This is a genomic window from Burkholderia sp. 22PA0106 (genome assembly GCF_047497155.1).
GTDB lineage: Bacteria > Pseudomonadota > Gammaproteobacteria > Burkholderiales > Burkholderiaceae > Burkholderia.
On the sequence record NZ_CP163163.1, the window covers coordinates 2,001,237 to 2,016,965 of the forward strand.

Consider the following 15,729-nt stretch of genomic DNA (forward strand, 5'->3'; position numbering starts at 1 on the left):
ACCGAACCGATACCGCACCGCCATGAGCTCGAACCTTCACGACAAGCCCGACAGCCCCTGCATCGGCGTCTGCTCGACACTGTTCGACGACGTCTGCAAGGGCTGCGGCCGCACCGCGCTCGAAGTCGCGAACTGGGTGTTCATGAGCGAGGAAGAAAAAGCCGCGGTGTGGGAGCGCATCACGCGCGAAGGCACCGCCAAGCGCTTCCAGCACGACAAGCTTTGAGCACGCCGCGCCAGCGGCATCTGCCGCCTCCCTAGCCGCAGACGAAAAAAAGCGGCACGCGAACCGCCGTGCCGCTCAACCCCAACGCTTGAATTCCGTTCGTCAGAACTTCATGCCGACCCCGACCCCGACGATGATCGGGTCGATATGCAGGCGCCCGATCGACTGGCCGCCGAGCGTGGCGTCGGTGTGCATCCAGAGCTTCTTCAAGTCGACGTTGACGAAGAATTGCTTGGTGACCTGAACGTCCACGCCGAACTGCAGGGCCGGCCCGAAGCTGCTCTTGTGCACCGCCACGCCTTGATCGCCGACGTGCAGGCCGTCGTTGTAGAAATACGTGTAGTTCAGGCCCGCGCCAACATACGGCCGCACCTTGCCCGCATGATTGAAGTGGTATTGCAGCAGTAGCGTGGGCGGCAGCACGTTCACGCCGCCGAGCGGGCCGAGATTCGAATTGACCTGATGACGCGAGGTGCCGAGGATCAACTCGACGCCGAGATAGTCGCGAATCATGTAGGTGAAATCGAGTTCGGGCACCACGGCGTTGTTCACGCCAGCGTTAATGGCGGACAGCGTGCCGCTGCCGCGATCGTTCGGCGCGATCTCGATCGCGCGCAGGCGCATCAGTATGTCGCCCTGATTGATACCCTCGCCCGGCGACGCCGCGTGCGAGACGGAAGGCGTCAGCGCGACGGCGGCGGCGCAGGCGAAAGCGGACACAACGCAACGAGCTTTTACTTTCATGGCAAGAATTCCCCTGAGAACGATATGGATTGTCGTGGGGGGCCGTCGGCGTCGACTTGACGCGCATCAAGCGAGAGAAAACGTGGGACGGTTTGTCGCAGATCCCGGCTCGCTGCCCGTCAGCAGCAGCGTGAGCAGGTCGCGCACACTGCGAATCGCGGTGCCGAACGGCAAGGCTTCGCGGCCGCGGAAGAACAGGCCGTTGGCCACGTCGCCACGCAGGGCCGCCGCGAGCCGCGTGTCGATGCAGAAGTGGCCGAAACGCTCGACGCCATCGCGCAGGCCGCACACCGACAGGCATTCGAGCGCCGTCGGGCAGCGCTGCCGCAGCGCGCCGAGCCTGGCGCGAATCCGCGCCTCGTGACGCAGATACCGCTCGAGCCATGGCGTGCGCACTGCGCGCGCCGGCAGCCCTGTCACGCTGATGAAATCGACGATGTCCTCGGGCCGCGCCTGCGCCAGCACCTGCTTGAATGCCGGATGCGCATCGCCCTCCTCGGTCACCGCGAACGGCGTGCCGACCTGCACGCCGTTCGCGCCCAGTTCGAGCGCCGCGCGCACCGCCGCGTGGCTGTTGATGCCGCCGCCCACGATCAGCGGGATCGCCTCGCGCGCCAGCCCCAAGGAGCGAATCGTCTCGCCGGCCTCGCCGAGCACGCGCGCGAAATCGAAGCGAGGGTCGTTCGCGTCCTCGATGCGCGCCACGCCGAGATGGCCGCCCGCATGAGCCGGATGCTCGATCACGATCGCATCGGGCAGGCGCCCCTTCTTCATCCATTTCTTCAGCACCAGCGCGATGCCGCGAGCATCCGACAGGATCGGGATCAGCGCGATGTCGTGCCCGTCGGTCAACTCCGGCAGATCGAGCGGCAGGCCCGCGCCCATCACGATCGCGTCGGCGCCCGACTCGCAGGCCACGCGCACGTAATCGGCATGCGTGCGCACCGCCTTCATGACGTTGACGGCAATCATGCCGCGCCCCTCGCTCCAGCTTCGCGCGCGGGCGATCTCGCGACGCAGCGCGTCGAGGTTCGCCGCATCGAGCGTCTCGCGGCCCGGCTGCGCGCGGCAGCGTTCGAGCAGATCGCCATGGTGATGACGCAGATCGATGCTGGCGATCGTGCCGAGCGCCCCTTCGCGCGCGACGCTGCCAGCCAGCCGATGTGCCGACACGCCGACACCCATGCCGCCCTGCACGACGGGAAGCAGCGAACGACCGCGAATCGTCAGCGGCGGAAAGGAACGGGACAGACTCATCGGAAACCTCTTATGGGCGGCGTCGGAAAGGTTCGATGATCGGGGAATGGCAAATGCGGAGGGTTGATGCGGGTCAAATGCTTGGTGCGGGCGGGAGCGGAAAGCGAGGGAATGGCGAATGCCACGCCGAAAACGACAAGGGCGCGGCGATCATCGATCGCCGCGCCCTGCGCGTATGAGTTGCCGGCTTCAGCCGGCGCAGCTTGCCCGAAGGCTTACGCCTTTTCCTGCGTCGCCAGGAAATCCTCGTAGTTGCCGCCGAAGTCGTTCAGCGAGCCATCGGTACGCACTTCGATGATGCGATTGGCCAGGCCGTTGACGAACTCGCGGTCGTGCGACACGAAGATCAGCGTGCCTTCGAACTGTTCGAGCGCGATCTGCAGCGACTCGATCGATTCCATGTCCATGTGGTTGGTCGGCTCGTCCATCAGCAGCACGTTGTGGCGGCCCAGCATCAGCTTGCCCCAGATCATGCGGCCCTTCTCGCCACCCGACAGCACCTTGACCGATTTCTTGATGTCGTCCGCCGAGAACAGCAGGCGGCCGAGCGTGCCGCGCACGGCCGTTTCGTCGTCGCCGTCCTTGCGGTAATCGTCGATCCAGTCCATCAGCGTCACGTCCTTCGGGAATTCCTCGTACGTGTCCTGCGGCATGTAGCCGATGTTCGCGTTCTCGGCCCACTTCACGGTGCCGTGATCGAGCTCCAGCAGGCCGCGCAGCGCGCGCAGCAACGTGGTCTTGCCCGCGCCGTTCTCGCCGATGATCGCAATGCGCTCGCCCGGCTGCACCGACAGGTTGAAGCGGTTGAAGATGGTGCGGTCGTACTTCTTCGTGATGTCTTCCGCCACCACCGCCACGTTGTGCAGCTTCTTCTCGAACTCGAAGCGAATGAACGGGTTCTGGCGCGACGACGGCTTGAATTCCTCGATCTTGATCTTGTCGATCTGCTTGGCGCGGCTGGTGGCCTGGCGCGCCTTCGACTTGTTCGCCGAGAAGCGGCGCACGAAGTCCTGCAGTTCGGCCACGCGCTCCTTGGCGCGCGCGTTCGCGTTGGCCTGGCGTTCGCGCGCCTGCGCCGACGCGAGCATGTAGTCGTCGTAGTTGCCCGGCCACACCTTCAGCGTGCCGAAATCCATGTCGGCCATGTGCGTGCAGACCGAGTTCAGGAAGTGGCGATCGTGCGAGATGATGATCATCGTCGAGTTGTACTGGTTCAGCGTGTCTTCCAGCCAACGGATCGAGTTGATGTCCAGGTTGTTGGTCGGCTCGTCGAGCAGCAGCACGTCCGGCTTGGAGAACAGCGCCTGCGCGAGCAGCACGCGCAGCTTCCAGCCCGGCGCGACTTCGCTCATCAGGCCGTTATGCAGATGTTCCTCGATGCCGATGCCGAGCAGCAGCGAACCGGCGCGCGCCTCGGCGTCGTAGCCGCCGAATTCGGCGAACTTGGCTTCGAGTTCGGCCGCGTGCATGTAGTCGTCGTCGGTGGCTTCCGGGTTCGCGTAGATCGCATCGCGCTCGGTCATGGCCGCCCACATTTCGGTGTGGCCCTGCATCACGACGTCGAGCACGCGCACGTCTTCGTACGCGAATTGATCCTGGCGCAGCTTGCCCAGGCGGACGTTCGGCTCGAGCGTGACGTTGCCGCCGCTCGAATCGAGGTCGCCGCCGAGAATCTTCATGAAGGTCGATTTGCCGCAGCCGTTCGCGCCGATAAGGCCGTAGCGGTTGCCCTCCCCGAACTTGACCGAGATGTTCTCGAACAGGGGCTTCGGCCCGAATTGCATCGTGATGTTGGCGGTAGAAAGCACAGCGAGGCCCGTAATGTGTTGGATCGACGTAAACCCGACATTTTAGCAGGTCTCGGTGAATGCCTGGGACGCGCCGCCAATACCCCACCCACGGGCGCCGGGCGATCCGGCCCCGTGGACGGCCGGCCGGCGGGGTCGGCGGAGCCGGTGCGCCCCGCCCGCCTTGCCCGCCGCCGCTTACTTCTTCGAGGTCGCGGCAGCAGCCGCCTTCTTCGCGGCCGGCGCGTTGAGCTGCGAGAACAGCTCCGAGCACGGCACGTCGCGGTTGTGGCTCGGCGCGATCAGCGGAATCAGCGCCGCGAATGGGTTGAGCAGGCCGAGGCCGACCGCCGCCCCCGCGCGCAGGGCCAGCGCGCCCACATTCACGCCCACCTTCGGGTTCTTGAACGTGCCCTTCACGTAGAGCGGCGAGCGCAGCGAGAACACGCGGAAGCCCTTGGTCTGCGGGTGGATCTGCAGGTCCATGCCCTCGTCGCGCAGGTTCACGTTGCCGTCCACGCGGATCACGGCGTCGTCGGTGTCGAGCGCGAACAGCTTCGAATTCATCAGCCCGTCGTTGGCGACGAAATCGACGGCGGCGCAATTGATCTTCACGTCGCGGTTGCCGAACAGCTTTTCGTAGACGACGTTCGCCACGTTCAGCCCGGCCGCCTCCATCAGCAGGCGGCTGATCGCGCCGTCGGTGACCAGCGCCTTGACCTCGCCGGTCGAGGTGGCGGCCAGCGCGGCCGGCGAATTGCCGCGCGCGGCGAGCGTCGCGTCGCCGTTGATCTCGCCAAGCGCCGATTGCATCACCTTGTCGCTCGGGAACAACTGCTTGAGCTTCAGGTGCCGCGCCGACACCGTGAAGCGCCCCTTCAGCGGCGTGCCGCTGCCGTCGAGATGCGCCTCGGTGGACAGCGTACCGCCCGCCACGCCGAAACGCAGCGGCGTGAGCGCCAGCACGCCGTCCTGCATGACGACATGCGTGTAGAGATCGGTGATCGGCAGGCTCTTGCTCTTGATCAGCTTGCGGCCGGTGAACTTCACGTCGGCGTCGAGCGCCTTCCAGCGGTCGGTGCGGAACGCTTCGACCGGCAGCACGCGGTCCGACGGCTGCTTCGAGGTGTCGCCGCGCGCACGCTTGCTGGCGGCGCTGTCGGCGCCGACGACCGGCGCGAGATCGGAGAACTGCAGCAGGTTCGACACCAGTTCGCCCGACAGCAGCGGTCGCGGCGAGCGCTGCGCGAACGTCATGGTGCCGTGCAGGTCGCTGCCGCCGACGCGGCCGTCGAAATTCTCGTAGCGGAAGGTGCTGGCGTTCGGGCGGAACTGGCCGATCAGCCGGCCCTCGGTGGCGTACGGCGGCGTGTCGGGCAACGTCACGCCGGTCAGCGCGTACAGATGCGACATGCTGGTGCCCTGCAGCCACAGCCGCAGGTCGATCGCGGCCAGTCGCATCGGGTCGGTCAGCGTGCCGACGATCGCGAGCCGCGTGTCGCCGGCCTTGACGTCGGCCTGCAGCGGGAACGGCTGGGCCGCGTCGCGCAGCGCGAGCACGCCGCCGATCTTGCCGGTGCCGGAGATCGGCACGCCCTTGTAGCGGCCCTTGACGACCAGGCCGAACGCGTAGGTCGGCGCGGGCGGACGCGCGGCGGCGGCGCTGGCGGCCGAAGCCGGGCTCGCGGCGGACGATGCGGTGGCGATGGAGCCGGACGAGGCTGCCGCCGTAAGGCCGGATGCGGCTGCCGCACCCGAAACACCGGAAGCCCCCGAATCGGCCTGCGCGGCGGATGCCGCCGAAGCAGCCGAAGCCGCTTCCGCCGCCGATGCCGCCTCGATCTTCTTCGTCAGTTGCGCGGCCCCGGCCTTGCCGACGCGCTGCGCTGACGCGGCACGCGAGGTGGCTTCCTGCTGCTTGAGCACGTCGCCGAGCGGGATCGGCTGGCCGAGCGTGTCGATCGCCACGTTCAGATCGGCCTTGGTGATCGCGTCGCGATACGTCACGTTGCCCTTCGCGAACCCGAAGTTGTGCAGCTCGACCTTCCAGGTGGACGGCTGGCCCGATTGCTTGATGGAGAACGTCCAGTTGTTGCGGCCATCGGCGAGCCGCTCGATGTCGATCGCGGGATTGACGATGTCGATCGACGGAATCACCACGCGATGCGCGAGCAGCGGCAGCACGGCGAGATCGAAATGCGCGGCGTCGAGCGAGGCGAAATGCGGGGATTGAGTCCAGTCCGGATTGCCGATCACGATGTTGTTGGCCGTGAAGCTCGGCCAGGGCACCCAGGATCGCCAGCCGGTTTCGCCCTCGGGGCGGCGCCAGCCTACCTTGAGATCGCCCTGAATCGCGAACGGCCGCCCGATCTCGGTGCTGACGCGCTCGTTGATGTACGGGCGCGCGCGATTCCAGTCGAACATCAGAACGAAGACGACGAGCGCGGCGATCAGCACTACGAGGATGCCGACGATCCAGGCCGCCGATTTGCCGATGACTCGGGTAAGCGTCATGCCGGGCTCCAGTTTTTCTTTTCGAGACGAGCAATCGGCCGCACAGCCTTGGCGGAACGACTCAAGCTCAGGTTTCGGTATTATGGCACCGCGCTTCGGCACCCCAGCCCCATTTACCTTTTCTTGCATCTATGACATCTGCCGGCCTGATCGAAGCCCGCGGCCTGACCCGCCGCGACCCAGTCGCCAAGCGGGATCTGGTCGCACCCACCGATTTTCTCGTCGAGCCGGGCATGCGCATTGCTGTCACCGGCCCGTCCGGTTCGGGCAAGAGCGTGTTCCTGCGCGCGCTCGCCCTGCTAGATCCGCTCGACGGCGGCGAATTGCGCTGGCGCGGCGCATTGGTTGCGCGTGCATCGATCACGCAGTACCGCCGCAGCGTCGCCTATGTTCGCCAGCGGCCCGCCGTGACCGATGCCGGCGTGGTCGAGGACATCCTGCGCTATCCGTACTCGCTGGCCGTGTATCGCGATGTGCGTTTCGACCGCGCGCGCGCCGTCGATCTGGCGCGCCGCGCGGGCCGAGCCGACGATTTCCTCGACAAGGCGGCGAGCGAGCTGTCCGGGGGCGAGGCGCAGATCGCCGCGCTGCTGCGCGTGCTGCAACTCGATCCCGACGTGCTGCTGCTCGACGAACCGACCTCGGCGCTCGACCCCGAATCGGCGCACGCGATCGAGGCGCTCGTGCAGGCCTGGTTCGAAGCCGCGCCCGAGGCGCGCGCGTACCTGTGGATCTCGCACGATCCGGCGCAGGCCGCGCGCGTCGGCACGCGCCACGTGACGATGCGCGCGGGCGTGCTCGGTGAAGACGAAGGCGACCGCGGCCGCGGCATCGATAAGCCGTCCGCCGCAAGCCGGCACGCGCCCGGAGCCACGCAATGAGCCCCGTGCTGCAGGACCTGAGCCTCGGCGACGTGGCGATCGCCGCCGCGCTGGTGGCGATCAACGGCGCGCTGTCGTTCGCGCTGTCGCTCGGCCTCGGCCGCCAGCTCGCGCTGGCCGCCGTGCGCACCGTCGTGCAGTTGCTGGCGATCGGCTACGTGCTGGGCTGGGTATTCGGCAACCCGCGCTGGTACGTGGTGCTGCCGCTGATGATGCTGATGACGCTGGTGGCCGGCTTCGCGGGCGCGGGGCGCGGCGAGCGCACCTACGCGGGCCAGCGCATCGACAGCATCGTGTCGATCTGGGCCGGCACCTGGGCGGTCGGCGCGATCGGGCTGTTCGTCGTGATCCGCATCCATCCGTGGTACGAGCCGCAATACGCGATTCCGATCCTCGGCATGATGCTCGGCAACGCGCTGACCGGCGTGGGCCTCGGCGTCGAGCGGATGACGGGCGAGCTGACCGCGCGCCGCGACCGCATCGAAACCGCGCTCGCGCTCGGCGCGACGCGCTGGGAAGCCGCGCAGGTAGCGGCCCGGCAAGCGGTGCGCGCCGGCATGATGCCGACGCTGAACCAGATGGCGGTGGTCGGCATCGTCAGCCTGCCCGGCATGATGACGGGCCAGGTGCTGGCCGGCCAGCCGCCGTTGCAGGCGGTGCGCTATCAGATCGTGATCATGTTCCTGATCGCGGCGGCCTCGGCGCTCGGCACCGTCGGCGCGGTGCTGATGACCTATCGCCGGCTGTTCTCGGCCGATCAGCGCTTTCTCGCGCACCGGCTCATCGAGCGCAAGCCGCGCAAGCGCGCGCGGTAACGCCCGACGCGTCACCGCCCGGCACTCACGGCTGGATCGACACCGTCACGTGCGTGCCGTCGCGCATCGCGAGGGTCTTCGCGCCGCCCCGGGTCGAGATCGACACGCGCTTGACCTCGCTGACGGTGACCGCCTTCGGGCACTGCAGCGTCTTGCCGCCGGCCGTGACGGCCACGCTGCCGTCGGGCGCGCTGGCCTGGAAGCTGACCTGCACGGTCGCCATGCCCTTGGCGTCGACCGACGGCGCGAGCCGCACCTGGGTCTGGCGCACCATCGCGCCGTTGGCGTCGCGCGGGGCGGAATCGGTATCGGGGCAGCCATCCGGCATCGCGACCGCGCCGCTCGGCGGCACCGATTTCCAGTTGAAGTCGTCGGTCTCGCCCGAGCGGATCTTGCGCGTTTCCTGCGACGCGCCGAAGCGCTTCGAATCCACCTTCACCGTGTACTGCAGCTGGCCGTCGTTGCCGCCGCTGTTGCTGCCCTCGACGGGCGGCGCCGCGTGCGCGGCAGTGCTGGCGATTGCCGCGAGCGCGGCGAAGCAGACGACGACGGACGGATTGCGCAGGCTCATGCTGTCCTCCTGAGGTCTCGACGCCAAGGCGGCGCCTGGTTGTGATGGCGATGGCACGACACGATGCACGCGGTTATCCAGTCTAGTCGCAAGCGACGCATTCGGCGGGTTTGCCGGTGCGGCGGCGCAGCATGCGCGCGGGTTGCAGGACGGTTCGATCCCGGCGGCGGGCCGTAAACGGCAGCGGCCGCCACGCATTGCCGTGGCGGCCGCCGTGTGCAACCGGTGGCGACGGCGTCATCGGCGCCGTCGCCACCCGGCTTCCCGTCAGAACCCGCTCAACACCAGCTTGCCGATCGCGCGGCCGGCTTCGAGCAGGCGATGCGCCTCGCGCACGTTGGCCGCGTTGATCGTGCCGAGCTGCTGGCCGACCGTGCCGCGCAGCGTGCCGGCATCGACCAGCCGCGCCACCTCGGTCAGCAGCTTGTGCTGCTCGACCATGTCGGGCGTGCCGAACATCGCGCGCGTGAACATGAATTCCCAATGGAACGCGCCGCTCTTGGCCTTCAGCAGCTCGACCGGCACCGGTTTGGCGTTCTCGACGATCGAGCAGATCGCGCCCTGCGGCTTGACGATCTCGGCGGCGGCCGGGAAATGGCGGTCCGTATCGTTGAAGATCAGCACGTAATCGACCGACTCGAAGCCGGCCGCGCGGACTTGCGCCGGCAAATCGCCGAAGTGGTCCACCACGTGATCGGCGCCCAGCTCGCGCACCCACTGCGCCGATTCGGGGCGCGACGCGGTGGCGATCACCTTCAGTTGCGCCAGTTGCTTCGCGAGCTGGATGCCGATCGAGCCGACCCCGCCCGCGCCGCCGATCACCAGCACCGATTTGCCGGCGTCGCGGCCCTGCGGCGACACCTTGAGCCGGTCGAACAGCGCTTCCCACGCCGTGATCGCCGTCAGCGGCAGCGCGGCAGCCTCGGCGAAATCGAGCGTGGCCGGCTTCAGCGCGGCGATCCGCTCGTCGACCAGATGGAATTCGCTGTTCGCGCCGGGGCGCGTGATGCTGCCGGCGTAGTACACCGGGTCGCCCACACGAAACAGCGTCACGTCCGGGCCGACGGCGGCCACCGTGCCGGCCGCGTCCCAGCCGAGCACGCGCGGGGCCGTCTCGACCTTGTCCTTGGGCGCGCGCACCTTGGTGTCGACCGGGTTCACCGAGATCGCCTCGACCTTGACGAGCAGGTCGCGGCCGGTGGCTTCGGGCTTGGGCAAATCGACGTCGACGAGCGATTGCGGATCGTCGATCGGCAGGTAACGGGTCAGGGCAATGGCTTTCATGCGGTTCTCCGGGTTGGGTCGGATGCAGCGTCGTGCATCGATGACGAGATCCTACGCGGCCCGATCCATCCGAAAAACCGACATAATCCAGGAAACATTTTTTGGGTTTTCCTGATAATGAGCGATGCAACGAGCACTTCCCCTGCCGCCGCCCCCGACAAGCCGCTCGATCTGCTCGACGTGGCGTTGTTCGTGCGCGCGGCGCTGCTCGCCAACGTGTCGGCGGCGGGCCGCGAGTTCGGCGTGTCGGCGACGGTCGCCAGCGCCCGGCTCGCCCAGCTCGAACGCCAGCTCGGCGCGCGGCTGCTGCACCGCACGACGCGCCGCGTCACGCTGACCCAGGACGGCGAGCTGTTCCTCTCGCGCGCCCAGGCGCTGCTCGACGCCGCCGAGGCCGCGCGCGCGGCGGTCGGGCGCGCCCGCACCGAGCCGCAAGGGCGGCTGCGCGTGTCGATGTCGTCGTCGTTCGGGCGGCAGCACGTCGCGCCGGTGATCCCCGCGTTCCTGCGCCGCTATCCGCAGGTGTCGCTCGACCTGCGGCTGTCCGACGAGGTGATCGATCTGGTCGACGAGGGCATCGACGTCGCGATCCGGGTGGGCGCGCTGCGCGATTCGACGCTGGTGGCGCGGCGGCTGGCCGTCAACCGGCGCACGGTGTGCGCCTCGCCGGCCTATCTGGCCGCGCACGGCACGCCGCATCACCCGGCGGAGCTGGCGCGCCACGAATGCGTGGTGCTCGGCGAGCAGCGCGACTGGGCCTTCGAAACGCCGGCCGGGCCGCTGACGGTGCGCGTGGGCGGCCGGTTGGTGGCCAGCAACGGCGAGGCGATCCGCGAGGCGCTGGTGGACGGCTTCGGCATCGCCGTCAAATCCACCTGGGATGTCGGGCCGAACCTGCGCGACGGCTCGCTCGTGCCGGTGCTCGCCGATTACCCGCTGGCCGAGCCGTCGGCGATCTGGGCCGTCTACCCGAGCCGCGCGTTCGTGCCGCTCAAGCTGCGCGCGTTCATCGACTTCATCGCCGAGCACTTCGGCGATCCGCCTTATTGGGATCGCGATCCACCCGGCGGGTCGCGGTGATCGCGGGCTGATCGTGGACCGACGTCGCGCCGATGTCGGACCGATGGGACCCGCACGCCGGGCCGATGCCTGACCGAAGCCCCCCGCCGAAACCGGCCGGGCGGTCATGCCGACCGGCTACAATACGGCCTCTTCCGGCGCGCCTGGCCGCGCCGCTTTCGTCCCACGCGACACGTCATGACCACGAATCTCGTCATTCAAAGCCCCGCGCCGCTGTCCCCCACCCATCACAAAACGCTGTTCGCGCTGTCGCGCGGCACCCGCCTCGTGACGATCGACGATCACGCGATCCGTTTCGACGACGCCAAGCCGGCCCAGCAGCCCGATATTTCGGTGTACTGCGGCACGCACGGCCTCGATTACGCGTTCGTCGACGCGGGCCGCCAACTCGCCGATTTCGGCCTGCTGGCGATGGACATGGATTCGACGCTGATCACGATCGAGTGCATCGACGAAATCGCCGCGTTCTGCGGCCTCAAGGAACAGGTCGCGGCGATCACCGAAGCGTCGATGCGCGGCGAGATCAAGGATTTCAACGAAAGCCTGACGCGCCGCGTGGCGCTGCTGGCCGGGCTCGATGCGAGCGCGCTGGAGCGCGTGTACGACGAGCGCCTGCAACTGTCGCCGGGCGCCGAGGCAATGCTGGCCGGCGCAAAGGCCGCGGGCCTGAAGACGCTGCTGGTGTCGGGCGGCTTCACGTTCTTCACCGAGCGGCTCAAGGCGCGCCTCGGCCTCGATTTCACTTACGCGAACACGCTCGAGATCGTCGACGGCAAGCTGACCGGCAAGGTCGTCGGCGAGATCGTCGACGCCGAGGTGAAGGCGCGCACGGTGCGCGAAACCTGCGCCGCGCTCGGCATCGACACCTCGCGCGCGATCGCGATGGGCGACGGCTCCAACGATCTCAAGATGATGGCGACGGCCGGCCTGTCGGTGGCGTTCCGCGCCAAGCCGGTGGTGCGCGAAGCGGCCAGCGTCGCGTTCGATTACGTCGGGCTGGACGGGCTGCTGCGCCTGTTCTGAACGCATCGGCGACGCACGTGAAAACAGCGCATCGGCCCGAGCGGCCGATGCGCTGTTTCGTTTTTGACGACAGCCGGTTCGTTCTATTCGACTGCGTTCAGCCGAGCGTCGCCGCGAACGCGCGTTCGATGTCGGCGCGCAGGTCGGCTTCGTCTTCCAGGCCGATATAGAAACGCACCAGCGTGCCCTGCGTCCAGCTCGGACGCATCGCCGCGACGTCGTACGGCATCGCCAGGCTGTGCGCGCCGCCCCAGCTCCAGCCGATCGCATACAGTTCCAGCGCCTCGACGAAACGGTCGATTTGCGCAGCGTTGTAGCGTGCATCGAACACCACCGAGAACAAACCGCCCGCGCCCGTGAAATCGCGCGTGAACGCTTCGTGGCCCGGGCAATCGGGCAATTGCGGATGCAGCACGGTGGCGATTTCGGGGCGCGTCTTGAGCCACTTCGCAAGCGACAGCGCGGTACGGCTGTGCGCCTCGAAACGCACCTTCATGTTCGGCAGGTTGCGCAGCACGAGCGAGCAATCGTCGGCCGACACGCCGATGCCGAGCCGCATGCGCGCGAGCTTGAGCCGCTCGTGCAGCGCGCGTTCGGCCGTGATCGTCGCGCCCATCAGCACGTCGCTGCCGCCCGACTGGTATTTGGTCAGCGCCTGCACCGAGATGTCGACGCCGTGCTCGAACGGCTTGAACGCGAGGCCGGCCGAATAGGTATTGTCGATGGCCGTCACCACGCCGCGCGCGCGCGCCACCGCCGTGAGCGCGCGCACATCGGGCACTTCCATCGTCACCGAGCCGGGGGCTTCGAGCCACAGCAGCTTGGTCTCGGGGCGGATCAGCTCGGCGATGCCCGCACCGATCAGCGGATCGTAATAGCGCACGCCGAGGCCGAAATCCTGGGCCAGCCAGTTGCCGAGGTCGGCGTTCGGGTTGTAGATGTTGTGCGGGATCAGCACGTCGTCGCCGGCCTTCGTGATGCCGAAGTAGACGTTCGTGATCGAGGCGAGCCCCGACGGCTGCAGCAGCGTATGCGCGCCGCCTTCGATCACGGCGAGCTGGCGCGCCAGTTCGAGCGAGGTGGGCGTGGCGTGCAGGCCGTAGCGCCAGGCGTTGTCTTCGCGCCAGTCGAGCGCGCGCATCGTGGCGAGATCGGGGAACACGACGGTCGAGGCGCGCGCCACCGGCGTGACGAACGACGCCCAACCGGGCGGCAGTTCGCCTTCGGGCTGGACGATGCGGGTCTGGAGCGCGCGTTGCTGAGGGGTATCGGTCATGTCGGAAGCGATGGGCCGGATGGGCCGCGTGGTGAAAAACGGTCCGCACAGGGTAGCCCGATTCGCGCGGCTTGGCCCGGTACAGTCGGCGGCGGGCGTGCCGAGCCGGTGCCCGGACGGCCGCCCGGTACGTCATGTACGTCATGGGCCATCGTCGAAAAGCATCGGGCCTCGCGGCGCGGTACGCTGCGCGGCGAGGCCCGACGGGGGATGACCGAGACGGTATGCGGCGTTGAATCAGCCGCCGGTCGAGAGATTGCCGACGCCGCCGACCGGACGCCCCGGCGAGCGGGCCGCCGGGGCCGAAGCGGCCGGCGCTGCCGCGCCGTGGGCCGCCTTGGCAGACGCCGACGGATTCAGCACGACCGGCTGCGGGTCCGATTCGTCGGCGTTCATGCGGTCGGCCGACAGCGCGCCCGACGCGTCGAAGTGCCCCGTCCAGACGCCCGTGATGTTGGTGCCGTCGTTCGACTCCTCGATTTCGAGCATGTCGCCGTCGCGGTCGCCCGCGAGCAGGATCACCTGGCCCGTATCGACGTAGCGGTATTCGCCGTGCACGCCCGACCCATTCGCCTTCGGGCCGAGATGCACGACGATCGCGCGGCCGCCGAGCGTGCCTTCGTAGCCGGGCAGCTTTTCGAGCGCCGGGTCCGGCTTCAACGGCTTGGCCGGCGCCGTGTCGTCACGCTCGGGCGGCGCGGCCGCTGCTGCCGCCGCGGCGGCGGTCGTCGAGGCGCCCGAGGTAGCCGGCGCGGCCGGCTGGCGGGACGGCTGCGACGTTTGCGCATGCACCGCGCCGGCCGCCAGCGCGGCCGTCAACGCCGCCGCGAGGTGGAGTCGAAGGAATCGGATTCGGCTTGCTGCTGCCACGTCGGGGTACTCCTTTTTTACCGGGGAATTGAAATCAGTCCATGCGCTCGAACACGGCGGCAATGCCCTGCCCGCCGCCGATGCACATCGTCACGAGCGCATAGCGGCCCGCGACGCGGTGCAGTTCGTAGAGCGCCTTGACCGTGATCAGCGCGCCCGTCGCGCCGATCGGATGGCCGAGCGAGATGCCCGAGCCGTTCGGATTGAGGCGAGCCGGATCGAAACCGAGTTCGGCCGCCACCGCGCAGGCCTGCGCCGCGAATGCCTCGTTCGACTCGATCACATCGAGATCAGCAACCGCGATGCCTGCCCGCTCCAGCGCCTTGCGCGAGGCCGGCACGGGGCCGATCCCCATGTAGGCGGGATCGACGCCCGCATGCGCATACGACACCAGCCGCGCGAGCGGCTTCAGGCCGCGCGCCTCGGCCACGCGGCGCTCCATCAGCGTGACCGCCGCGGCCGCGTCGTTGATGCCCGATGCGTTGCCGGCCGTGACCGTGCCGTTTTCCTTCGCGAACACCGGGCGCAGCTTGCTGAAATCCTCGGCGGCCGCATCGTGACGCACGTGCTCGTCGGTATCGAATAGGACCGTGCCCTTCTTCGAGCCGATCTCGATCGGCAGGATCTGGCTCTTGAAATAACCGGATCTCGTGGCGTGCGAGGCGCGACGGTGCGATTCGAGCGCGAGCGCGTCCTGCGCCTCGCGCGTGATGCCGTATTTGGCCGCGACGTTCTCGGCCGTCACGCCCATGTGGATCGACTGGAACGGATCGTGGAGCGCGCCGAGCATCATGTCGATGATCTTCGCGTCGCCCATGCGCTGGCCGAAGCGCGCGGCCGGCATCGTGTACGGCGCGCGGCTCATGTTTTCCGCGCCGCCGGCCACCGCGATCTCGGCATCGCCGAGCAGCACGGCCTGCGCCGCCGACACGATCGCCTGCAGGCCCGAGCCGCACAAGCGGTTCACCGTCAGCGCCGGCGTGTGCTGGGCGATGCCGCCGTCGATCGCCGCGACGCGGGCGAGATACATGTCTTTCGGCTCGGTATGCACCACGTTGCCGAACACCACGTGCCCGACCTCGTCGCCCTTCAGCGCCGCGCGATCGAGCACTTCGCGCACCACGCGCGCGCCGAGCTGCGTCGGCGAGAAATCCTTGAGGCTGCCGCCGAACCCGCCGATTGCGGTACGCACCCCGCTGACCACCACCACTTCGCGTTGCATGTTGCCTCCGATGTCGTTTGTGAGTGATCCGCAGGGTAATACGGATGCCGGGCGCGGCAATCGAGGATTCCCTCGACGGCGGGGGCCCGGCAGCCGGCAGGTCGCGACGGCGGGCGGATCGGCCGTTCGGCGACTGGCCGAGTCGGGTCTTTCAATCAGGCCCTTCCGTCAGACGGTTA

14 protein-coding genes are annotated in these 15,729 nt (G+C 68.3%); 5 read left to right on the forward strand and 9 right to left on the reverse strand.

Features of this window, described 5'->3' with window-relative positions; all coding sequences use genetic code 11:
- Positions 1-22 precede the first annotated feature (22 nt).
- Entirely contained in the window at positions 23-226 is a 204-nt protein-coding gene (locus AB4850_RS23590; RefSeq protein ID WP_414445389.1) for a DUF1289 domain-containing protein, read from the forward strand.
- Positions 227-328: 102 nt separating this feature from the next.
- On the opposite strand, the gene AB4850_RS23595 is transcribed toward AB4850_RS23590, so the two are convergent.
- The 4 genes from AB4850_RS23595 to AB4850_RS23610 form a co-directional block, all read right to left on the reverse strand.
- Entirely contained in the window at positions 329-970 is a 642-nt protein-coding gene (locus AB4850_RS23595; protein WP_414445390.1) for an OmpW/AlkL family protein, read from the reverse strand.
- Positions 971-1,036: 66 nt separating this feature from the next.
- Positions 1,037-2,227 carry an NAD(P)H-dependent flavin oxidoreductase gene (locus tag AB4850_RS23600; RefSeq protein ID WP_414445391.1) on the reverse strand — a complete coding sequence of 397 codons (1,191 nt, stop codon included), beginning with the start codon at positions 2,225-2,227 and terminating at the stop codon, positions 1,037-1,039.
- 215 nt (positions 2,228-2,442) lie between these two features.
- On the reverse strand, positions 2,443-4,035 hold the full coding sequence (locus AB4850_RS23605; RefSeq protein WP_414445392.1) for an ABC-F family ATPase: 1,593 nt from the start codon (positions 4,033-4,035) through the stop codon (positions 2,443-2,445).
- Between the two features lie 177 nt (positions 4,036-4,212).
- Complete coding sequence (locus AB4850_RS23610) at positions 4,213-6,528, reverse strand: AsmA family protein (RefSeq protein WP_414445393.1); 2,316 nt, start codon at positions 6,526-6,528, stop codon at positions 4,213-4,215.
- 131 nt (positions 6,529-6,659) lie between these two features.
- Between AB4850_RS23610 and AB4850_RS23615 the strand changes: the two genes are divergently transcribed.
- Both AB4850_RS23615 and AB4850_RS23620 read left to right on the forward strand, forming a co-directional pair.
- Entirely contained in the window at positions 6,660-7,409 is a 750-nt protein-coding gene (locus AB4850_RS23615) for an ATP-binding cassette domain-containing protein (protein WP_414445394.1), read from the forward strand.
- Complete coding sequence (locus AB4850_RS23620; RefSeq protein WP_414445395.1) at positions 7,406-8,224, forward strand: ABC transporter permease; 819 nt, start codon at positions 7,406-7,408, stop codon at positions 8,222-8,224. The genes AB4850_RS23615 and AB4850_RS23620 overlap by 4 nt, the downstream gene beginning before the upstream one ends.
- Positions 8,225-8,249: 25 nt before the next feature.
- Here the strand turns inward: AB4850_RS23620 and AB4850_RS23625 are convergent, their stop codons facing one another.
- A complete protein-coding gene (locus AB4850_RS23625) occupies positions 8,250-8,795 on the reverse strand; it encodes a DUF6013 family protein (RefSeq protein ID WP_414445396.1) in 546 nt (181 codons plus the stop codon).
- A gap of 267 nt (positions 8,796-9,062) precedes the next feature.
- Positions 9,063-10,079, reverse strand: coding sequence for a zinc-binding alcohol dehydrogenase family protein (locus AB4850_RS23630; RefSeq protein WP_414445397.1), 1,017 nt, complete (start codon positions 10,077-10,079; stop codon positions 9,063-9,065).
- A 117-nt stretch (positions 10,080-10,196) separates the two neighbouring features.
- Between AB4850_RS23630 and AB4850_RS23635 the strand changes: the two genes are divergently transcribed.
- Positions 10,197-11,159 (forward strand): LysR family transcriptional regulator, encoded by a 963-nt coding sequence (locus AB4850_RS23635; protein WP_414445398.1) that lies wholly within the window; start codon positions 10,197-10,199, stop codon positions 11,157-11,159.
- Positions 11,160-11,336: 177 nt separating this feature from the next.
- Positions 11,337-12,182, forward strand: coding sequence for a phosphoserine phosphatase SerB (gene serB, locus AB4850_RS23640; RefSeq protein WP_414445399.1), 846 nt, complete (start codon positions 11,337-11,339; stop codon positions 12,180-12,182).
- Between the two features lie 97 nt (positions 12,183-12,279).
- On the opposite strand, the gene AB4850_RS23645 is transcribed toward serB, so the two are convergent.
- The 3 genes from AB4850_RS23645 to bktB all read right to left on the reverse strand — a co-directional run bounded on the left by AB4850_RS23645 (position 12,280) and on the right by bktB (position 15,550).
- Positions 12,280-13,458, reverse strand: a complete 1,179-nt coding sequence (locus AB4850_RS23645; RefSeq protein ID WP_414445400.1) for a cystathionine beta-lyase — start codon at positions 13,456-13,458, stop codon at positions 12,280-12,282.
- Positions 13,459-13,695: 237 nt separating this feature from the next.
- Positions 13,696-14,328: a hypothetical protein gene (locus AB4850_RS23650; protein ID WP_414445401.1), complete on the reverse strand. Its 633-nt coding sequence runs from the start codon at positions 14,326-14,328 to the stop codon at positions 13,696-13,698.
- 34 nt (positions 14,329-14,362) lie between these two features.
- On the reverse strand, positions 14,363-15,550 hold the full coding sequence (bktB, locus tag AB4850_RS23655) for a beta-ketothiolase BktB (RefSeq protein WP_414445402.1): 1,188 nt from the start codon (positions 15,548-15,550) through the stop codon (positions 14,363-14,365).
- Positions 15,551-15,729: the final 179 nt, after the last annotated feature.